The 21883-nt window shown below is 44.6% G+C and carries 18 protein-coding genes and 1 pseudogene; 10 read left to right on the forward strand and 9 right to left on the reverse strand.

The features are described from left to right. Positions 1 to 10 precede the first annotated feature (10 nt). The 3 genes from ABEB05_RS00915 (at position 11) to trxA (ending at position 4282) form a co-directional block, all read left to right on the forward strand. Complete coding sequence (locus ABEB05_RS00915; protein WP_265786667.1) at positions 11 to 2698, forward strand: cation-translocating P-type ATPase; 2688 nt, start codon at positions 11 to 13, stop codon at positions 2696 to 2698. Positions 2699 to 2776: 78 nt separating this feature from the next. Further along, positions 2777 to 3871 (forward strand): site-2 protease family protein, encoded by a 1095-nt coding sequence (locus ABEB05_RS00920; RefSeq protein ID WP_265786669.1) that lies wholly within the window; start codon positions 2777 to 2779, stop codon positions 3869 to 3871. A gap of 87 nt (positions 3872 to 3958) precedes the next feature. Further along, positions 3959 to 4282, forward strand: a complete 324-nt coding sequence (gene trxA, locus ABEB05_RS00925) for a thioredoxin (RefSeq protein WP_265786671.1) — start codon at positions 3959 to 3961, stop codon at positions 4280 to 4282. An 829-nt stretch (positions 4283 to 5111) separates the two neighbouring features. Here the strand turns inward: trxA and ABEB05_RS00930 are convergent. Genes ABEB05_RS00930 through ABEB05_RS00955 form a run of 6 tightly spaced genes read right to left on the reverse strand, consistent with a single transcriptional unit; the run spans position 5112 to position 11830 of the window. After that, entirely contained in the window at positions 5112 to 6182 is a 1071-nt protein-coding gene (locus ABEB05_RS00930; RefSeq protein ID WP_265786673.1) for a DUF2231 domain-containing protein, read from the reverse strand. Between the two features lie 18 nt (positions 6183 to 6200). Beyond that, the gene (locus tag ABEB05_RS00935; protein WP_265786675.1) at positions 6201 to 7409 is read right to left on the reverse strand and encodes a permease; all 1209 of its coding nucleotides are present in this window, start codon (positions 7407 to 7409) and stop codon (positions 6201 to 6203) included. Positions 7410 to 7450: 41 nt separating this feature from the next. Next, a complete protein-coding gene (locus ABEB05_RS00940; RefSeq protein ID WP_265786676.1) occupies positions 7451 to 8917 on the reverse strand; it encodes a multicopper oxidase family protein in 1467 nt (488 codons plus the stop codon). 5 nt (positions 8918 to 8922) lie between these two features. After that, entirely contained in the window at positions 8923 to 9144 is a 222-nt protein-coding gene (locus ABEB05_RS00945; RefSeq protein WP_265786678.1) for an SHOCT domain-containing protein, read from the reverse strand. 42 nt (positions 9145 to 9186) lie between these two features. Next, positions 9187 to 9948 carry a copper resistance protein B gene (locus tag ABEB05_RS00950; RefSeq protein WP_265786680.1) on the reverse strand — a complete coding sequence of 254 codons (762 nt, stop codon included), beginning with the start codon at positions 9946 to 9948 and terminating at the stop codon, positions 9187 to 9189. 58 nt (positions 9949 to 10006) lie between these two features. After that, the gene (locus tag ABEB05_RS00955; protein WP_265786682.1) at positions 10007 to 11830 is read right to left on the reverse strand and encodes a copper resistance system multicopper oxidase; all 1824 of its coding nucleotides are present in this window, start codon (positions 11828 to 11830) and stop codon (positions 10007 to 10009) included. A gap of 159 nt (positions 11831 to 11989) precedes the next feature. On the opposite strand from ABEB05_RS00955, the gene ABEB05_RS00960 reads away from it, so the two are divergent. Further along, entirely contained in the window at positions 11990 to 12712 is a 723-nt protein-coding gene (locus ABEB05_RS00960; protein WP_265786684.1) for a response regulator transcription factor, read from the forward strand. A gap of 4 nt (positions 12713 to 12716) precedes the next feature. Further along, positions 12717 to 14153, forward strand: coding sequence for a sensor histidine kinase (locus ABEB05_RS00965; RefSeq protein WP_265786686.1), 1437 nt, complete (start codon positions 12717 to 12719; stop codon positions 14151 to 14153). On the opposite strand, the gene ABEB05_RS00970 is transcribed toward ABEB05_RS00965, so the two are convergent. The 3 genes from ABEB05_RS00970 to ABEB05_RS00980 are packed head-to-tail and all read right to left on the reverse strand — an operon-like array spanning position 14150 to position 15550. Beyond that, positions 14150 to 14782 (reverse strand): class I SAM-dependent methyltransferase, encoded by a 633-nt coding sequence (locus ABEB05_RS00970; RefSeq protein ID WP_265786688.1) that lies wholly within the window; start codon positions 14780 to 14782, stop codon positions 14150 to 14152. The two genes, ABEB05_RS00965 and ABEB05_RS00970, sit on opposite strands and share 4 nt — an antisense overlap. Before the next feature lie 27 nt (positions 14783 to 14809). Next, positions 14810 to 15034, reverse strand: coding sequence for an SHOCT domain-containing protein (locus ABEB05_RS00975; protein ID WP_265786690.1), 225 nt, complete (start codon positions 15032 to 15034; stop codon positions 14810 to 14812). Positions 15035 to 15070: 36 nt separating this feature from the next. Continuing rightward, the gene (locus tag ABEB05_RS00980) at positions 15071 to 15550 is read right to left on the reverse strand and encodes a hypothetical protein (protein ID WP_265786692.1); all 480 of its coding nucleotides are present in this window, start codon (positions 15548 to 15550) and stop codon (positions 15071 to 15073) included. A 380-nt stretch (positions 15551 to 15930) separates the two neighbouring features. Between ABEB05_RS00980 and ABEB05_RS00985 the strand changes: the two genes are divergently transcribed. The 5 genes and pseudogenes from ABEB05_RS00985 (at position 15931) to ABEB05_RS01005 (ending at position 21877) form a co-directional block, all read left to right on the forward strand. Beyond that, on the forward strand, positions 15931 to 16797 hold the full coding sequence (locus tag ABEB05_RS00985; RefSeq protein ID WP_265786694.1) for a hypothetical protein: 867 nt from the start codon (positions 15931 to 15933) through the stop codon (positions 16795 to 16797). 496 nt (positions 16798 to 17293) lie between these two features. Then, positions 17294 to 18193 (forward strand): helix-turn-helix domain-containing protein, encoded by a 900-nt coding sequence (locus ABEB05_RS00990; RefSeq protein WP_265786696.1) that lies wholly within the window; start codon positions 17294 to 17296, stop codon positions 18191 to 18193. A gap of 90 nt (positions 18194 to 18283) precedes the next feature. Further along, positions 18284 to 19279, forward strand: a pseudogene (locus ABEB05_RS00995) (aldo/keto reductase). Positions 19280 to 19329: 50 nt separating this feature from the next. Then, positions 19330 to 20373, forward strand: a complete 1044-nt coding sequence (locus ABEB05_RS01000; RefSeq protein ID WP_265786698.1) for an SMP-30/gluconolactonase/LRE family protein — start codon at positions 19330 to 19332, stop codon at positions 20371 to 20373. 46 nt (positions 20374 to 20419) lie between these two features. Beyond that, positions 20420 to 21877 carry a PQQ-dependent sugar dehydrogenase gene (locus tag ABEB05_RS01005; RefSeq protein WP_265786700.1) on the forward strand — a complete coding sequence of 486 codons (1458 nt, stop codon included), beginning with the start codon at positions 20420 to 20422 and terminating at the stop codon, positions 21875 to 21877. Positions 21878 to 21883 lie beyond the last annotated feature (6 nt).

Consider the following 21883-nt stretch of genomic DNA (forward strand, 5'->3'; position numbering starts at 1 on the left):
TAGAAGTACTATGAGCAGCCCACATTCCCTTAAAAAGTCTGAAGAAGCATGGGCTGATGAAGCGAAAGATGTAATTAAGGCCTTGGAAAGTGAACAAGAGAGCGGACTCACCAGTTCGGAAGTTCAAAACCGTCTTAAACAATTCGGTCAAAATCAGCTTAGAAAGCATAAGACAAAGACGTTATGGCAAATTCTTGTTGATCAACTCAAGAGTCTGATCATCTTATTACTGGCTGTGGCGACATTGATATCCTTTCTTTACAATGAAATACTGGAAGGTTGGGCTATTGCGATTGTCATTATTATTAATACAGCCATCGGTTTTTTTACCGAGTTGAGGGCTGTGCGATCGATGGAGGCCCTGTTCAAGCTTGGAAAGGTGGAGACTAGGGTACGCAGAGACGGAGAGGTTATGATGGTAGACGCCCGGGACTTGGTTCCCGGTGATATTATCTTGGTAGAGGGGGGAGATATCATTACGGCGGACGTTCGTATCCTTACTTCTTCAAAACTGCAGGCCGATGAATCGGCCCTGACAGGAGAGAGCATGCCAGTGGGTAAAAATCCGGAACCGGTTGATGAAAATATGGTTTTGGGGGAACGTACGTCTATGCTCTACAAGGGAACATCAATAACTCGGGGGTCAGGAGAAGGTATTGTCATTTCAACCGGTCAGGAAACAGAACTGGGACATATTTCTTCGCTGGTTGAGGAGGCCGAAAATGAGCAGACGCCGTTGGAAGAACGACTAGATCGACTCGGTTACCGGTTGATCCTGTTAACATTTGTGATAACGGTTTTTATATCGATAAGTGGTATTTTGTCAGGCAAGGAGATATTCCTGATGATCCAAACCGGTATTGCCCTGGCCGTGGCCGCTATCCCTGAGGGGTTGCCAATTGTTGCCACTATTGCGTTGGCCAAGGGGATGCGGATTATGGCCCGTAAAAATGCCCTTGTCAACCGACTTTCATCCGTTGAAACACTAGGAGCTACGGAAATTATTTTTTCAGATAAGACAGGGACACTCACGGAAAATAAAATGAGTGTTACCCAGTTATTTCTCGCGGAAAGGGGGATAGAGGTTGATTCGAGTTCGGGTTTTTCAGGGAAGAATGGAGAAGAGGAGGACATAAGGCTAGCCTTGGAGACGGGAGTCTTTTGTAATAATGCAACTTATACAGCTGATACAGATGGAGGAAATAGCGGTGATCCACTGGAAATTGCGTTGCTGGAAGCGGGGCATCTTGCTGGTATTGAACGAGATATTCTTTTGGAGCAGTATCCCGAAGTTCGGGAAGAAGCCTTTGACCCTGAGGTCAAAATGATGGCCACCTGGAATGAAATTGAAACAGGCCGATACCGCATTTCTGTAAAAGGGGCCCCCGGTACGGTATTGGAGCATTGTGACTCTTTTTTGGTAAAAGGGGAACACCGTTCGTTAAGCGGGGAGGAGCAAGAAAAATGGAAAGCTATGAATGAGAAACTTGCTGCGGATGGTCTTCGAGTACTGGCCCTGGCTTATCGGGAGACGGATACGGTGGATGGTAATCCCTATGAACAGCTGATCTTTATAGGGATGGTTGGATTACTGGATCCGCCCCGGAGTGATGTTAAGGAGGCGATGGAAGCCTGCCGGGCTGCAGGGATTCGCGTTGTTATGGTAACGGGCGATCAACCCCATACGGCCGAATATATTGCAAAATCAGTAGGTTTAGTTACGGAAGAAGGGGGCGGGGCGAAAGTGATTCACGGTCGGGATCTGCCTTCCCCGCAGGAGCTTGAATCATCGCAACAGGACACCAATCAAATAATATCAGCCAGTATTTTTGCTCGTATCAGTCCCAAACAGAAACTTGACCTTATTGAATTATATCAAAAGAAAGGGCACGTTGTAGGCATGACTGGTGATGGAGTAAATGATGCACCAGCTCTTAAGAAAGCGGATATCGGCATAGCTATGGGACAGCGCGGCACGCAAGTAGCCAAAGAAGCTTCGGATATGGTATTAACAGATGATGCCTTTTCGACAATTGTTACGGCTATTGAACAGGGACGTGTTATTTTTACGAATATACGGCGGTTTGTATATTATCTACTGTCCTGTAATGTCAGCGAAGTGTTTGTTGTAGGACTGGCTTCCCTCTTGGGAGCACCATTACCGATATTGCCACTGCAAATACTTTTTTTGAACCTTGTAACGGATGTTTTCCCAGCCCTGGCCCTCGGCGTCGGAGAAGGTACGCAGGGAGTGATGCAGCAGTCTCCCCGTAAAGTTGATGAACCGATTTTGAGTCGTAAACACTGGCTTGGCATAGGTGGTTATGGGATGGTAATAACAAGTGTGGTTCTCGGAGCCCTGTTTATCGGTCTGTATTGGTTGGAACTCTCCGAGCGCGGAGCCGTTACCCTCAGCTTCCTGACTCTCGCTCTTGCCCAGCTTTGGCACGTATTCAATATGCGGGATAAGAACAGTGGTATATTTGACAATGCAATTGTGCAGAATAAATGGATATGGAGAGCTATTGTCCTGTGTCTCATGCTGATATTCGGAGCTATTTATGTCGGGCCTGTTGCCGAAGTGATGCAGTTATCACCACCGACCGGAGAAGGATGGTTAGTGGTAGCGGTCATGAGCTTAATACCATTATTGGTTGGTCAGCTTCAAAAAGTCTGGGCTGCCCGGTATGCCGAATGAGTATAACCATGAGTTTGATCCATGGAAATTACGATTTTTATTTGATTCATTGAACACTTTTTAAAAAACTATTAAAACATGAAAGGATCGTTAAACCTAGGTAAGGTAGCCGGAATCAGGGTCAGAGTTCACTGGACTTTTCTGCTGCTGATACTTTGGATTGTTTTTATGGAGGTAAGCAGAGGCAATGATCTGGAAGCTATACTGTGGAGTGTATTATTCATCTGCGTTCTGTTCGGATGTGTTGTATTACACGAACTGGGGCATGCGTTAACGGCTGGCAAATTTAACATAGGTACCCGCCAGATAACACTTCTGCCGATTGGCGGGGTGGCAAGTCTCGAGGCTATGCCCGAAGATCCCCGGGAGGAATTTCTTGTTGCCGTAGCAGGTCCGGTTGTAAATGTGATTATAGCCTTGCTGCTCTATCTTGTTGTACCGATTGAAAACTACCTGAATCAGGATCCTGAGATGCTTGAGCAGACAATGAGTTCCATAAATGGGGCCAATTTTTTGTTTTATTTATTTTCGGCCAATGTGATGTTGGTCTTATTTAATCTCATACCTGCGTTTCCGATGGACGGCGGAAGAGTATTCCGGGCTATGCTCTCTATGAAGTACGACCGGGTAACTGCCACTCAAATGGCGGCCCGGTTGGGGCAGGGGGTGGCGTTCTTTTTCTTTCTGGTCGGACTACTGTACAATCCTATTCTCATATTGATTGCTATTTTTGTCTACTTTGGCGCCCAAGGGGAAAATATAATGGTTCAACAGCTTGCACTGCTGAAGGATTATAAAGTAAAAGACGCAATGATGACAGATATTACAACCGTTCAACCCGATGATACACTCAACGAGGTGGTTGATATTATTTTAACCGGAACGGAGCGTGACTTTTTAGTTATTGATAATGGAGAAGTGAGCGGTATTCTTTATCAGTCTGATCTCATGCAAGCATTTAAAAATAAGAATGCCGAGGCTAAAGTTAGGGATGTTATGGATGATGAGTTTTACCAAGTACAAATCAATGATAATTTGACCGATATTTACCGGAAAGTTCGTTCAGGTAATAAGACCTTCTTTCCCGTTATGAAAGGTGGAAAGCTGGCAGGAGCAATAGACATGAACAATATAAATGAATTTATGATCTTTCGGGCTCCGCTCGATTATTGATATGAATATGAAGAATGTGTCGATGAGGAATATGGTTGGTTTAAAAACTATATTACTTACTATTTCTGAAATTAAATAGCTAAAACGATGAGTACTACAAAAAAGACGATGACTTTTTCTGAGGTTATTAATAGTGATATCCCTGTACTGGTGGATTTTTATGCCGACTGGTGCGGTCCCTGTAAAATGATGTCTCCAATTCTCAAAAAATTAAAAAATGAGATGGGCGACACACTCAACATCATAAAAATAGATACCGAAAAGAATGCCGATGCAGCTATTAAGTATCAGGTGCGAGGAGTACCTACGCTAATTTTGTTTCACAAAGGGAAACTCCTTTGGCGTCAGTCAGGCGTAGTGCAACTGCATCAGCTTAAAAGAATTATCGATCAGCTGCTGCGGGAGATATAATCAGACTGAAGTAATACTGGTTAAAAGCTTACAACCACTGGAGAATATTTGCTTGACAACCAAGACGTCGAAGGAAGCACCAACGGCCTGCCCAACAAGGATTTACTGAAAAATCTGCCACTTTAATTCAGTTAGGATACCATATCTCCATCAGGATTAAGCACATAGATCCCGAGGATATCACATTCAGGTAAACCTTTCTGCCGAGGGGCTTCCCACTAACTATAGGTCTAATGTTTAAATGTTGTAAGCATTCAAGGTAGAAACTCGGATACTCATTATCCTCAGTTTTTCTTCACCATGCATGGTTTTACCATAGCACAAGTTTGGATTTTGCGTCCCTGAACAGTCAGTTCACACCCATAGCTTTTCAACTGGGCACTAATTGTAGGTTATAAAATCTATTGGCTTAATTAAAGGTTTAACTCATGTGTAATATAAGACCTGTAATATGGTCCAGAGGCAAATTTAAAACAAATATATTAGGGGGATATTGAGTGGCAATCTGTATTTACTTTTTAACTATAACAGTTTGAGAATAAAACTCTCAATTCATGGCACTCAGGAATTTTTTATCAGAGTTGAAATGTTGAGAAAAATATTCCTTCTTTGTTTCGATATTCCCGCCTTCCAGGATTCGTACAGATTCAGACAGCAGGTTTTTGGCTGTCTGACTGTCGTTATTAATAATAGCCTGATGGAACGCATCAAGTGGCTTGATTACATTTTTCTCTGATGCGGAAGGCTGACTTACAGATATGGAAGTTCCAATTATAAATAGGAGAACTGCAGTTAATGATATTCGAGTAGCATAATGTAGTTTTAATGATTAATTGAGTTGGGTTAAGGTCAACCGATCAATAAGTATGGTTCCAGTTCCATTTAGCTTTAGCCCCACACTTCCGGCCTCGGGAGCATCCCCATGGCCATGCACCACCATCTCTTTGTTGATATACCCACGGAAGTGAGTGCTGTTACCGACGGTACGTAAAAACAACATTCCCGAAGCAGAATAAGATTCTTCGGCAAATACTTCACGGTTGCCCTCGCTGACCCGTCCCTGGGATATCGTGCCATCAGAAGAGAGCATCACAAAGTCATAGTTCTGGGCATCCTGCACATGGTTGACGAGCGAAACCTCTCCATTGAAATCAGACAAATTCAGATAGTAATCTACCTGCACATTTTGGAATGAGTCCTTGCCCACAAAGAAGCTAGTAGTAGAATTGGCAGATATTTTAAGCAGATAATTACTTCCACTGTTAACAATAGTTGGCTGCAGCTGGGAAGCTGACCCTTCCAGCCAATGGAAGCGGGAAAGTAGCGTGCTTATGCTATTCGGACCAATTTCCCAAGACCAGTTGCCATCGTCACTAGCGGTGAAGGTTGATCTTGTCTCTTGAAGACTATCCGCTTCGGGTGACGATGAGCTTTGTTGCTCGACCAGCTGACCAGTCCCAGCGCCATAGCCAAAGACCAATTCGGCACCGTGGTCTCCTGTTTCATAAAGAAAGAAGACTCCGGGTAGAGCCACGATAAACAGCCCAATTTTGATCATTTTTTGATCGATCTTTTGAAACCAATGGAGTAGAATTCGCAGCACGGCATAGATCCCGAAAAACCAGACCGTCCAGAGCGCCCAGTCGCTATGCTCGTTTAAGACCGTTTGGGCACCGGAGGATAAAAATACACTATCAGCTGCCAGCGACCCCGTATAGTAAGCAGCAATAGCCGAAATGGCTCCAATCCCATATAGAATCGTTGTTTTAAGCTCATCCCACCATTGGTCGGGCAGAAAAAAGTCCAGCAAGTCCATCAATACCGCTACCAAAATAATGGCAATGGGAAAATGAACAAGGATCGGGTGAATGTTGGGTGCCCATTCAGGAATCAATTCCATAATATGAGGTTCTTTTCGTTATAACAATTGGGTGTAAGCAAATGCTAACAATCCTAAGACATTAATGATAATAAATAGGGTAACAGCAATTTTCTTAATCTTGCCACCGCTTTCCATATCCATCATCTTCATCTCGTGACTCTGCAGGTACTTTTTATGCAGCCATACCAATCCGGCGGCAATCCAAACAAATACAAGATTCATCCAGAAAGTATAGTCGATTTTGAACTGAGTGATCTCAGAAACTACGCGCTTGCTTTCCGGCACAATATCCAGAATTGTGAAAAGACCGTTCAGGATTAGTGCTGTAAGTACAATGCTGACAAACATCACACCGGCAATATACAATGCGACCCGCCATCCATAGTATTTGGCGTTAATATGAACCAGTGGTGGCACCATCAAGTCGGAGTAGATAAAGCCCATAATGCCCGCAAATAGCACCCCATTTTGATTGAGTACGGTCGCCAGGGGGATATTACCCATCGATCCAATAAAGGTGGAGGCAGCCACAAAAGGAGCAATAGCAGCATTCTCCAAGGCTACCAACCAGTCGGGAAGGTGTTGGGCATCAGCCAGGAATAGGGTGGTCCAGAACGACTCGGGGACCAGCACGGCCACAAATCCGGCAATAGTGAAGCCAATCAGGATATCCTCCCAGGCCATCTTCCAGTCGTTGACAAATTTGTGGCCAACCAGTTGCCATCCTTCTTTACTTTTGATGCGTTTTTTCCAGTCAAAATCTTCGGTTAGTCCATCGTCATCGCTTTCAACTTTTTCGCGGGCGGCCTCCAGCCAGCTTTCGGGATAGGTCCATTTGATGAGCAGGCTGCTAATGGCAATGAGGACAAGTCCGCCAATAAGTTCTGCAGCTAGAAACTGCCATCCCAGAAAGATGAGTATCAATATACCCAGTTCAATAACAAGATTTGTAGAGGCAAACATAAAGGCCACAGCTGCAATGAAGTGAGCTCCTTTCTTGACCAGCGATCGGGCCGCGGCCAGGGCTGCAAAAGAGCAGGACGAGGAAGCCGCACCAAAGAAGGTAGATAGGGAAATACTTTTCAGATCAGCATCGCCCATGTATTTGGTAAGTTCTTTCTTGGGGACGAAAGCTTGGATCATCCCGCTTACAAAGTAGCCGAGCACAAAGGCCCAACCGGATTTCCAGAAAAAACCCAGTGCCGTTTTTGCTGATTCACCAAAAGATTGAATAAAAGTTTCCATTTATAGTCAATAATCAATTCAAATTATTGATTTTTTATTACTTAGGTAATCTCTAAGTTCGCCATCATCCCCGCATCTTCGTGTTCAAGATTGTGGCAGTGAAACACATACAATCCTTTAGGAGCATCGAACTGTATAATGATTCTAACTCGTTCACCCGGCATAACCAGGGTGGTATCTTTCCATCCGGTTTCGGTTGGGTGCAGGCCTCGGTTTCCGCTGCGGCTTAGTACCTTAAATTGTACCGCGTGAATATGCATGGGGTGAGGGACAGCAGAGTTGTTTACGAATTCCCATATTTCTGAATCTCCCTGGGTTACTTCTTCGTCTACCCGAAGCATTTCAAAAAGGCGTCCATTTATGGTATGGCCGGTCATCATTTCCATGTTTAATTCTATTCTTCGGGTGCGTACAGCGTCATCTTCAGTTGGGAAATTAACCTCAGAAAGTTGTTGGGGTAGATTCATAGAACTTGACGTGCCAGAGGTATTATCTATCCGAAACTCCATCAGTGGAAATTCACTGCCTTGCTCGGGTCCGCCGCCTCCCATCATCTGAGACATATTGCCCATCATGCCACCGTTTGAAGGGACCGAGAATTCCTTGCTGATTAATTCCGCCGAGCTGCCAGAAAATCCGTTGGAAAAATCCACCAATAGATCCGCACGTTCTCCGGGAGCCAGTAAGAGTTCCTTAGTTTCAACGGGCTGAGGTAAAAGTCCACCGTCGGAACCAATCACCGTAAACGATTGCTCGTTTCGGAAAGCAATATTATAGATTCGGGCATTGGAACCATTCAGTAATCGCAACCGGTAGGGGCGTGGCTGCACTTCGTGGTATGGATTAGGGATGCCATTAACCAAAATATGTTCACCCAGATAGCCCGTCATCATGCGCTCCGGCATAGAAGGATCATAGTAAATATTGCCAGCGTCATCTATTTTACGGTCCTGGATGACCAGCGGTAGTTCATAATCCCCGGATGGTAGGTTCAACGCCTGTTCTTCTTCGTCCGTTACGATAAAAAATCCCGCTAAGCCTCGATATACCTGTGGGCCTGTAATTTTGTGGGGATGCGGATGATACCAATAGGTTCCGGCTCGCTGATTGATTGCAAAGTCATAGGAATAGATGCCTTCCGAAATGACGTCTTTGGGATGACCGTCCATGTCAGGAGGTACAATCATGCCATGCCAATGGATAATGCTTTCCTGCCCAATGTCGTTTTGAAATTGAACCTGGAATCGCTCTCCTCTTTTTATGCGAACAGTCGGACCCGGCAGGCTTCCATTAAACTGCAGGGAGTCCAATGTATATTGTTCAGCAATTGTAAGGTCGTCGCGAGAAGCCCGAAGCTGATCACTGTCCAAGGGATCGGGAAATCGTAGGGGATAGCGATAGATATCAGATGTATCTGTACTGAAATTCATACAGGAGGTGATAAAAGAGGGGGGCAAAAAGAAAGCAGCACCGGTTCCAGTATACTTTAAGAAGGTTTTCCTATCCATTTCAGTTATTTTTGCAATTCTTGTTTTCGCCTTTGGAACTCCTCTTTATCAATTTCCCCATTGGTATACCGGCGTTTAAGGATATCCATTGGTGTTTCTTTATGTTGACTCTGATTGGATTGACCAGAGTTTATAACCGCACGGATGGCAAATATGACTAGTACAATAATCAAAAACCACCAGAAAAACATCATCCATCCACCTCCAAAGAAATTAAAATCATGCATAAAAGATCCTTGTGATTGTATTAGTTTAAAGTAAATATACTACTAAAACCACATGCGAACGCCGCCAAGCATGCTAAAGCTGTCCACATGTCCACCCTCCGTGCGAGCCATATCAGCAGTTTTGCCCAGCTTGCGTTCCCAGTTAATGCCGATGTAGGGAGCAAATTCCCGCACAAACTCATAGCGAAGCCGAAAGCCAAGTCCGATATTATTTAATCCGGATCCGACGCCCCATTCAGAAGTCTCCTGTAGGGCAACGCTTGTTTCAAAAATGGGTTGACCGATAAGCCGCTGCGTGAATAGTAGATCGTATTCGGCTTCCAGATCGGCGGAGATATCACCGTCCTCGCTTACATATATTCCACTTTCAAAATGAATAAAGTAGGGCGCCTTGCCTTGAAGACCGACAGTTGCAAAACCTCGGGATTTATTGCCGTGTTCATAGGCCAGATCATAACGGAGGCCGCCCAAAACGTCAAGGTAAGGACTTATGGCTCGGCTGTATACCCCCTGAAATTCCATATGCGCCTGACTTTCGTTTGGTACAGCTTCCCCGTGGGATTTGAACCAGAACTTGCCCAGATCTTTGCCTATATAGCCTTTTATATCCCACATAATAGGATTTGAGCCACCTACGCTGCGGTACTCCAGTTTATCGGCAATCAGGTAGGCGTAGGTTTTATCGCCCATCATCAGGTCGTTGCTAAACTCGGGTGCTTTTTGTGCAAAGGCTGAACTGCCGGCAATTATAGTGATAACAAAAGTGGTGAGAATGATTGTTGATATGCGTTTAGTCAAGGTCATGATCATACAAACTTATATATCAGAAAGAATTCGTTCGTAATTATTTGTTTCAATCCATTTATGAATAGTCCTGTCCATAAATGCTGCCGTCCTCATCGGCTACCTGGACGACGCGGAACATGCCGCGCTCCATATGATAGAGGATGTGGCAGTGGAAGGCCCAGCGTCCTTTGTCGCGTGGCGTGACGAGGGCTGAAATCCGCTGGGCCGGCTGCACGAGCAGAGTATGCTGCCGGGGGTTATACTGCCCGTTTCCATTTTCCAGTTCCATCCACATACCGTGCAGATGGATAGGATGCTCCATCATCGTATCGTTGACCAGCGTCAGTCGGAGCCGCTCATTGTGTCTGAACTCAATAGGACCGTCCACCTCGTGAAACTGCTTCCCATCAAACGACCACATGTAACGCTCCATATTGCCGGTCAGGTGGAGCTCTACTTCCCGCTGTGCATCGCGTGTGTCCTTATTGGGACGTAGGCTTTTCAGGTCATTATACGTCAGCACGTTGCGACCGTCATTTCCGAGGCCGATGCCCGGTTCGTCGAGTCTGTCAAACTGATTCGTGGCAATGGCAGCTGCCCCCAGTCCGTGCTTATCGGGACCGTGTTTTACAGGTGTTTCCTTCATGGCTGGCATTTGCATATCTTTATGGTCCATATTCCCATGATCCATGCCTTCCATATCCATTTCCTTCATATCACCGTTTTTCATGTCCATGCCGCCCATCGACATCATCATGCCCATGTCCCGCATGCTGCGCTTTGGGCGTGGACGAAGTTCCGGAACGGGAGCCGACATGCCTTCGTTCGGGGCCAGCGTTCCGCGAGCAAAACCTCCGCGGTCCAGAGATTCCGCAAAAATAGTATAGGGTTTTTCTTCTTTTGGTTCTACGATGACATCATAAGTCTCGGCAATACCGATTCGAAACTCGTCGATTGGCACCGGCTCCACATTTTGGCCATCGGCTTGAACCATCGTCATTTTCAGTCCGGGAATACGAACGTCAAACGCCGTGGTTCCGGCCGAGGCGTTAATAAATCGCAGGCGCACTTTTTCCCCTTTTTTGAACAAGGCATTCCAGTTGGAGTTAGGACCATGTCCGTTCATCAGATAAGTGTAGGTGGCACTGGTTACGTCTAACAGGTCGGTAGCCTTCATGCGCATCTTTCCAAATGAGTGGTAGTCCTTAACTGTATCTCCAAATCCTTTCTCTTTTATATCTGCAAAAAACTCTCCAATTGTACGCTGCTGATAATTGTAGTAGGCATCCAGTGATATTACATTGTCCAGCACGTTGTGGGGATCTTCAAAGGTCCAGTCAGAAAGTACGATTGGATATTCACGGTCATACTCGACCGGATCTTCTTCGGCCGGATCGATAATCATGGGGCCATAATGGCCAAGCTGTTCTTGAAATCCTGAGTGACTATGGTACCAATAGGTTCCATTTTGCCGCACCGGGTACCGGTATTCAAATGTTTCACCCGGGGCAATGCCGTCAAAACTAACACCGGGTACGCCATCCATCTGGAAGGGCAGGAGAATTCCGTGCCAGTGGATAGAGGTAGGATCGTCCAACTCATTGGTTACTCGGAGCATCACGTCTTCTCCTTCTTGCAAACGGATCAAGGGACCTGGCACTGAACCGTTGATACCTATGGCTTCGCCTCGCTTACCATCAATCTTGTGCGGCATTTTACCGATGGTCAGATCAATGATATTATCGGTGCCTTTAGGAGTTAACACTTCTCGTTTGTCCTTACCGAAGCCAGCTAAAGCGTAGCCCGGCAATACCGCACTTGCACTGGCAAAGGCTATCAAGGAGCCAGCATATCGGAGAAAGGTGCGGCGATTCATACCATTATTGTTATCGTCATTCATAAATCAGCGTAGCCTGTTATTTTAATTAGCTAAAGTATTGGTTTCAGAATATCGAACCTAAACATACGAATAGAACCTTAAATTAAGCTTAAAACATTATTGGTCCGTGTCCTTTATCTTTGAGGTGTTATTTATTTCACGGAATAGAATTACGAGTTTATGTGGATATTATTAGTTGAAGATGAAAAACAGCTTGCCCAGTCCCTTAAACGTGGACTGGAAGAGGAGGGACACGTGGTGGAAGTAATGCATGATGGAGAAGAAGCCGAATTGCAAGGTTTGGTCAATGATTACGATATGGTGATATTGGACTGGCGGCTGCCCAATCGTGATGGCAAGCAAATTCTGGAGCATTGGCGCGGAGAAGATCGGACGTTCCCGGTTCTCATGCTGACGGCGCTCGGGGACCTGGATCACAAAGTGTCGGGACTTGATGCGGGAGCTGATGATTATATGGGCAAGCCGTTTTCGTTTGAAGAGCTGCTGGCCCGTGTTAGGGCATTGGGACGGCGATCATCGGAAATGCAGAATAACGAAGTGGTTTCGGTGGGACCTATTGAGCTGGATCCGCGTAAACACTGGGTTAAGGTATGTAATATTGAGCGGTCGCTCAGGCCCAAGGAATTCATACTATTGGAACTATTACTAAGTGAGCCGGAAACGGTGTTTTCTAAGACCAAATTGGCAGAACGGGTATGGGGATCGGCCTATCACGTAAGTGATAACACCATTGAGGCTACGATTTCAACACTGCGCCAGAAACTGGCCGAATCGTTTGAAGAGTGCAACAAAGAATTTCTGGAGGACCACTCCCAAGTGATTGAAACCATACGCGGAGCAGGATATCGACTGAATAATAAGCTAATGGATAAAAGTGAGTAGGATTATGAGTAGCTTAACAAGCTTTTTTGATCGGCTTTCGATTTCTAAAAAGCTAGCATTTTGGTATGGATTGAGTTTATTTATAATGCTAAGTGTTTTCGGCTATTTTCTATATGAATCCTTTCATCAGTCGATCCATCATAACTATGATCGTCATCTGCGATTCGAGGCTGAGCAGCTGCTTCCGCATATCAATACCAGCGGAGATTCCCTTTCCATTAATCTTACAGGATACAGCAGGAATGCAGCACTTAAAAGCGGCGTGGAATATGGGACCTACGTTCGATTGTACAGCCAGGTGGAGCACCTCATTTATAAAAGCTCCAACTTCGCGGATGTAAAACAGCCATTGGATACAAATATTCCTGAAAGGCCCGAGGAATATTCTTTTAGCAGCCAGTGGCAGGAACTGCCGGCACGAACGCTGTTCTATCCGATTATGGATGATGCTGGTCAGCTTTGCGGCTGGCTTGAGGTGACCGGATTTGAATGGACGTTACATGAAGAGTTGAGTCGATTCAGGCAGTATTTATTGGTTTTGATTGCCATAAGTGTTGCTTTTTCGATTCTTGGAGGATACTGGCTGTCGCGGCGTGCCTTGTCCCCGGTTTCTTCAATCATTGATGGTGCCAAATCAATAACAGCCACAGACTTGGATAAACGTATTCCGGTAAACTTTCAGGTGAGGGATGAGCTTACCGATCTGGCTGAGACTTTTAATATGATGCTCAATCGTCTTCAAAAAGGTTTTGAGCGGGAGAAGCGTTTCACCTCCGATGCGGCCCACGAACTGATGACACCACTTTCATCGATGCGCAGTGATGCTGAAATCATGCTCCGTAAACCTCGTTCAAAGGAGGAATATCGAGAAACCATCCAACGAATGTTGACGGAAACCTGCCGCATGAGCGAGATGGTACACTTACTGCTTCAATTGTCAAGAGTGGAATCAGTGCATCGTTCTGAGCCGAACATCATTAATATAAGTCGTATCACGAAAGTGGTGGTGGATGGGTATCAGGAAAACGCTCAAGCTAAGAATATAAATATTCAAACACAGATTAAACCTGACCTGCAAGTCCGGGCGCATGAAGCTTATATTAAGGAGGTTATCAATAATCTGTTGGGAAATGCATTGAAATATACCCCCAAAGATGGAGCTATAGAGATACAGCTTCAACGATCTAGTGGCAAGGCGGTACTGTATCTTATTGATACAGGTATTGGATTTGATGAAGTTACAAAAAAACATCTATTCGAGCGTTTTTACCGTGCTAATAAACAGGATGTGCAGGAAAGTCCCGGTAGTGGATTAGGATTACCTTTGGTAAAGGCGATTGTCGAGTTATATAATGGTAAAATTCGGGCATATAGCGACGGCGAAGGGAAGGGGAGTACATTTGTAGTTGAATTGCCTTTGATAGAAGATTTTAAAAGTTAATGGGGTTTTCTGGCGTCAATCCGTTTCACAATTCCACCGGATGTTAAGTCGCAGACATTCTTTATATCCCACCCTGCCTTTTTTACATTTGAAACTGTTCTGCGTGCAATATGTACCCCACTCAGGAAATGGATAGGACTATCAAGCTTATCCATTATAAAAGCTAATGCAGAGTGATCAGCACGCATGTGTTCTAATAGATGCAATTTACCGCCGGGCTTGGTCACGCGCAGCGCTTCTTTTAATCCCAATATCGGATCGGGAACCGAGCAAAACACGAAGGTTGCTACTACCTCATCAAAGATATTATCGGAGAAATCCATCTGCTGGGCATCCATCTCTTTAAGGGTAGTACGGTTTTTCTGCCTGTCTGCCAACAGCTCTTTTGCCCGTTTTAGCATGCCCGGGGAAAGGTCAATTCCTGTTAATTCAATCCCTTCGGGGTAGTAGGGGATATTTTTGCCTGTTCCTACTCCAATTTCAAGCACTTGTGGTCCCGTTATTTTTTCCCAGAGCTCTTTTCGCCAAGACTTGAAAAGAAGCTGTTCAATGGGCCATTCCATAACATTATAGAGAGGCGCAATTAAATCGTATCGGCTACGTGTGTGTTTTTTTCCTCTCTTAGGCATAAGCAGTTTAGCTTTCAGAATTAACCACTATGGGTTGTGATTTTCTTCAATAATGCGCTTACGTTCTTTATATTCTTCTTTTTCTATTTCTCCCCGTGCAAATCTTTTCTTCAAGATATCTAAGGGGGCTTCGCTGGATTTAGAAGAAGAGTAACGGTAGGGCAAAACATTAAATACAGTTAATAATATGATCAGCGTTATAATAATCCACCAAACCCAGTGCATTCCGATAAAGTGATGATCGTAAAACATGATGCTAATTTCTTTGAGGTCAATATTATGAAACCATTAATTATGATGCTGTTGATGTTTATTTCCTTTCTTTGATTCCTTGTTCATCATGCCCCTCTGATCCATCATATTTCCCTGCATCATCTGCATACACATCATGTGCATTTCCATCATTGATGAATCACCCATCATGTTTTTCATTTTAGAGTGATCCATACTGCCATCCATCATAGATTGCATCATTTCCATATGCTTTTGTAATTGTTTTTTCATCTGAGGATCATTCATCATTTTTTCCATATTGTTCTTAATAGTTGAGTGATTCATATTCCCGGACGTCATCATGTGTTGCATCATTCTTTTGCGCATTTCAGGATTCTGCGCCATATGTTCCATCATCATGGCTCGCATGGTGGAATCTTTCATTATCTCCTGAATTTGTTGTTTCTTATTGTTCATATCGCCTTGCTTTTGTTGGGCAAAAGAAGTGCCGACTACTAAAAGTGAAATTGAGAGTGTAAGAATTAAACGTTTCATAGTATGCACCTTGAATTTTATAATGATTTGGTTAACACTATCTGTTTTCAACATAAAGATGGTTTGCTTAAAGTAACCTTAAATTCTCGTTGTTAGTTGAAAATACCTGAACTCTGTTCACTATCTCGTATGCGGCTTGTTCAATAGGGGGGGGATATAAATGATACCATTTCCTTTGCGACCGGTATATCCGTGTTTTTTGGATTGTTTGAATTAATATTTATTGAATGCAAATTGTAAATTCAGAGAACATGAAACATCCGTAAGTTTCCTCTGTTAAAGTTAATCTAAGGGAAACTTGTTTTTAAAAGCATGTAACTTTTTTACGATTCAATCGTCATACTCATGCTGTAAATGATCATCTGCATTTTTAATAAGCTATGAAATTTACCAAACTGCTTTCTTACACTACTTTGTTTGCTTTACTGGCATTCTTTATTACCAGTTGTGATACAACAAGTACCAGCACCGAATTGGGAAAAGGGAATGTGGAGCTACAGTTTAAAACTGTTTCTGGCAGTTCTTCCTCTAAAACTTCTTCTTCCGGTACCATTGCCTCCACACATGATTCTCTCACGATAGAAGGGACCAATGGGACACTACAGATCGATGACATTCGTTTTATCGTTTCAGAATTTGAACTAGAGCCAGCTGATGCAGAAGATGACTCTGAGGAAATCGAAGAATTTGAATCTCGGCCATTCTTTGTTGATTTGCCACTTGGGGAAGATGTGCTGAGCCTGGCAAATAATCAGATTCAGGCGGGCTTATACGAAGAACTGGAGTTTAACGTTGAGGACTTAGACTTCGACGACGATGGAGAAGAGGAGGAACACCAAGCCTTGGCCGATTCCATCCGTTCCGAGTTTGCTGACTGGCCGGATGAAGCCAGTATGGTATTATTTGGTACTTTTACCTCCACGGATGGTCAAACACAATCGTTTAAAGTTTTTGCAAAGGCAGAAATTGAGATCGGACGGGAATTTAATCCACCGCTTGAAGTGACCGAAGACAATATACAGCAAGTTGTTTCGGTTCGAATCAATCCCACAACGTGGTTAGTAAAAGAGGACGGCTCTGTACTTGATCTTACGCAGTACGACTGGGATGAACATCAGGAGCTGATAGAGTTTGAAGTCGAGTTCGAGAACGGCGTAGAGGAGATCGAAGTAGATGACGATGATTTTGAAGATGAGGATGATGATAATGATGAGGAGGAAGATGATAATAATGAAGACGATGATTAATTGCGTCTTATAATCATCCGATAAACTAAATAAAAGCCCGGAACTCTGTTCCGGGCTTTTATTATTTTAAAGAGTATATCCTGCTTTTGTTAACAGAATTCCGAATGTACCTGAACTTGCTACATTTTTCTCTATTCTGCCTATGGGTTTTATGTCTAGGGACGTGAATTATCTTATGCTCAAGCTATTTAACAGGGGATTATTATTTAGGTTACTACAAAGATCAGGTTTCAGAATTGTTTGAAATTCGTAAGGTATTGTTTGATTTCTATAATTTGATTGGCAATACCTTCGCTATGTTGTGCCTGTAAGCATCTCTTCTCCTAAGGTTAGGGAATTCTGCAAATCATAATCTAAGTTATTAACAATTTTAAAAATGAATTGGATCTTGTCGTTTTGGGTTAAATACTTTATTCAGTTTAAAAAGAGAATAGCAAGCTTTTGTAAAATCAGGTGATACCTGTAGATTAGATGAAACTGAACAGGAGTAGATATTATGAGTAATTCTAAAAAATTACAAGACTGGTACAAACAAAAAATTGATTCCGTTCCTGAAAAAACGCAGATGGAGAATGAGCGTTTTGATGTATTTAAATTAGATCCTTTTTTGGGAGATAATCCTGCACCCGTACCCTACGATCAGAGAGATTATTACAAAGTCATGCTGTTTAGGGGCAAAGGTAAAGTCTTATATGCCGATAAAGTTATTGAAGTGAAAAAACAAGCACTCAGCTTCTCTAATCCACTTATTCCATGTGAGTGGATTGATAAAAAAGATGTGATGGGGGGCTTGTTTTGCATATTTGATAAGGAGTTTTTCCAAGAATTTGCAGACTTCAGTGAATATTCAGTATTTCAGCCTGGTGGAAATCATGTGTTTGAGCTTACCGATGAGCAGCTAAAAAAAGTTGCTACTTTTTATAAGCGCATGTTTAAAGAGTTGAATTCTGACTATCAACACAAATATGATGTTTTGCGAACTATCATTTTTGATTTGATGCACTTTGCTATGAAGATGGAACCTTCATCCCATATCAGAAGCAAAGAAATTAATGCCTCGCGGCGTATTTCTATGATGTTTCAGGATCTTTTAGAACGCCAATTCCCGATTGACGACTCCCATCGTTGCTTAAACCTTCGTATGCCTTCTGATTTTGCTGAAAAACTTAATGTACACGTGAACCACCTGAACCGGGCGTTAAAGGAAACGACCGGGAAAACTACTTCTCAGCATGTTAATGAACGGATACTTCAGGAGGCAAAAATTCTGCTGAAGCGTAGCCAGTGGAATATTTCTGAAATTGGCTATGGATTAGGATTCAGCGAAGCCCCCCATTTTAGTAATTTTTTCAAAAAGCATGTTGATATGAGTCCCTCGGAATTCAGGGATGTTTGAAATTTGTAAGCTATTGTTTGGTAAATGTAATTGATTGGGCGAGCCTACTGTTAATTTAGGTTTAGATATTTAAATATAAATTCATTTTGTATGAAAACAGTTAGGCAAAGGAGGCAACTTGGGGAAAGCGGTTTAGAGGTTTCAGCCGTTGGATTGGGCTGTATGGGCATGAGCTTTGGATTTGGTTCGGCATCGGATAAGCAGGAGATGATTAAACTGATCAGAACTGCTTTTGATAAGGGCGTTACCCTTTTTGATACAGCAGAAGCCTATGGTCCTTTTGAAAATGAGAAGCTTGTTGGTGAAGCGCTGGAACCTATCCGTGGTAATGTGGCCATCGCAACAAAATTTGGTTTCAAAAATGGAGAACCAGGAGAGGGACTCGACAGCCGGCCTGAACGCATTCGTGAAGTGGCTGAAGCATCACTCCGGCGGCTAAGGACTGATTATATTGACATCTTCTATCAACACCGGGTTGACCCAGATGTTCCCATCGAAGATGTTGCGGGAACTGTTAAAAAGTTTATTGAAGAGGGTAAAGTGAAACACTTCGGAATGTCGGAAGCGGGAGTAGGAACTATTCGGAAAGCGCATGCCGTTCAGCCGATTACGGCTGTTCAAAGTGAGTACTCTATGTGGTGGAGAAAACCAGAGGAGGAACTCATTCCAACCCTCGATAAGCTTGGGATCGGCTTCGCCTAATACAGTCCGCTTGGCAAAGGTTTTCTGACCGGTGAGATTGATGAGGATACCACTTTCAAGGATGATGATTTCCGTAGTATCGTCCCTCGTTTTAACAAGAAAAACCGGAAAGCCAACCAGGATCTGGTTAAACTACTCGGCGAAATTGCAGATGATCATAGCGTAACGCGGGCTCAGATTGCCATTGCCTGGGTACTAGCCCAAAGGCCTTGGACTGTTCCCATTCCGGGAACCACGAAGTTGAAGCACCTGAAAAGTAATATGGCGGCCACTGATATCAAACTTGCCGAGGATGATCTCGATCAAATCGATGACGCTTTGTCAAAGATTGATATACAAGGCGCTCGGTATCCGGAAGAGTTGGAAGTACTCACAGGGAATTAAAATTTTATTATCATACATATTTTTAAAAAACAATAGATAAGGAGTTTAATATGGAAAAAAGAAATCCCGTTATAGGTAACTTGTTCAACAAAATGATTGTTCTTACAGTCATGATAGCGGTAGGAATCCTAGCCAATACAGCCATTGGGCAGGCGCAGCAAACGGAGAAATATCCGGTTGGTAACCCTCTGGGCCTAACATCCAATGGTGATTTTCAGCCGATCTCACCCAATGTAACCGTATTTGGAGCCATTAATAATGCCGAGAGTTGTATTTATGATGCTGAACGAGACCTGATTGTCGTACCAAGCCGTGGGGTGTCTCAACGTATGCAGGAAAACAATGCCTGGGTTTCGCTCATCAATTCCGACGGATCTGTTCATACCACGAAATGGATTGGGGTTCAGGATCCTGACCGCCGCAGTGAATTATCTCCTCCCCTTGTCTTAAATGATCCGCTGGGAAGCGAAATAGCAGGTGGTGTTCTCTATTTTGCCGACCGCGATGGTGGGACAAATGGTGATGATCCGACGGTGGCCGTCATTCGCCGGTTTGATTTGAAGACTGGGAAACCCCTCAAAGATATTCAAATCGAGGACTCTCCGTGGATTAACGACATTACCGTGGCAGAGGACGGTACCATTTACACCACACAAACCGGAGATTTGGGACAAAATCCCGACCCGAAAACTTGGAAAGTATGGAAAATATCTCCAGAGGGAAATATTTCTGAATTCGCCGTGGGCAATCCTATTAACGTCCCGAACGGCATTGCGATAGATCCGGACGGAAATATTGTAGTGGTCAACTTTGGTAATCCCGAAGTCCTCACATTTTCACCAGAGGGGAAGCTGATAAAAACGGAAAAAGCTGTTCAGACGGGAGGCGATGGAATAGAAATTATGCCTGACGGTACCAAATATATAAGCAGTGTGAGACAGGGAGGTATTTCCCGAATTACTCCCGATGGATCCGCCGAGCTGATTGCAGAGAACATCCCAAGCGCGGCATCTATTTGCTATGATTCTGGAGTAAATCAACTTGTGATTCCGATGACTTCACAGAGCACGCTGGGTTTTGTTCCGCTCGATTAATCAATGATCCCAATTCAACCTTTTATGTGAAAACGTTTTTAACATTATGAACATTAAAAAATATTTTTTGACTTCCTACGGTGAAGGATGCTCCAACTATTTAACTGAGACCATACAACAGTTTTCTGTTCTGTTTCTTCTCGTGGTACTGTTTATTGCCGGATGCAGCGAGTCTGCAGCCGACAAGGAGTCTTCAATTGAAACAAACCCGGAGATTGTGTGTGCCGCCGACAACGGTGGTATTACACTGCCGGACGGATTCTGTGCGAGCCTCGTAGTTGATAGTCTTGGTCGTGCACGTCATATCGCCGTGGCATCTAATGGCGATATCTACGTGAAAACGCGTAGTGAAGAGGGAGGTATTGCAGCATTGCGGGATACCACAGGTGACTTCCAGGCGGATATCATTGAGCGATTTAGTGATATGACTCCGATGGGCAACGGAATTTTGTGGGAGACAGGAATGGCTATTCACAATGGCTATCTCTGGGCCTCGAACACCGAGGCTGTCTATCGTTGGCCCATGCCCGAAGGTGGGAAACTAGTTCCAGAAGGGGAGCCAGAGATTGTCGTTAACGGCTTCCCCGAGCAGCGGGCGCATGCCTCCAAGTCCATTACTTTCGACGAGAGCGGCCACCTCTATGTAGCCGTGGGCGCACCCTCGAATAATTGCCAGCAGGAACCGCGTACGCCCGGCTCTCCGGGATTGGATCCTTGTCCACAATTGGAGCGGCAGGCAGGTATCTGGCGTTTTTCGGCTGACTCTGTGGGTCAAACGCAGCAGGATGGTATCCGTTACGCCACGGGTATTCGCAATATCGTGGGCCTCGACTGGAACACGTCAGACCACGCACTCTACGTCATGCAGCACGGACGTGATCAGCTCAACCAGCTTTGGCCGGATCTCTACACCACAGAGGATAATGCGGAACTTCCAGCCGAAGAGATGCTGCGTCTTACCGAAGGCGCCAACGCAGGCTGGCCCTACTGCTATTACGACCAGCAGCAGGAGCAGAAAGTGCTCTCCCCCGAATACGGTGGCGATGGCCAGGAAGTAGGTCGCTGCTCTGAGTTTCTCGATCCAGTGGCGGCTTTTCCGGGACACTGGGCACCGAATGGCCTCATGTTTTACACGGGTGAGCATTTCCCTGAACACTACCGGGGGGTGCCTTCGTTGCTTTCCACGGCTCCTGGAACCGTGCTCCGCTGCCCCAGGAGGGCTATAAGGTCACTTTTACCCCCTTTGAAGATGGTACTCCGGCAGATGATTACGAAACGTTTGCCGATGGCTTCGCTGGTGTGGATACCATCACTAGCCGAAGCGCGGCGGAATACCGCCCGATGGGTCTGGCAATGGGACCGGATGGTGCCCTCTTTATCTCCGACTCCCAAGAGGGGCGCATCTGGCGCGTGGTATATACCGGTAAAGAGAACAACGAAGAGAGGGGCGGAGGATAAGCTCCATGGCGTCAACACGCTACAACCAATGTTCATTACCTATTGACAAATT

Origin of the sequence: Fodinibius salicampi, from assembly GCF_039545095.1 — a bacterium.
GTDB classification, from domain to species: domain Bacteria; phylum Bacteroidota; class Rhodothermia; order Balneolales; family Balneolaceae; genus Fodinibius; species Fodinibius salicampi.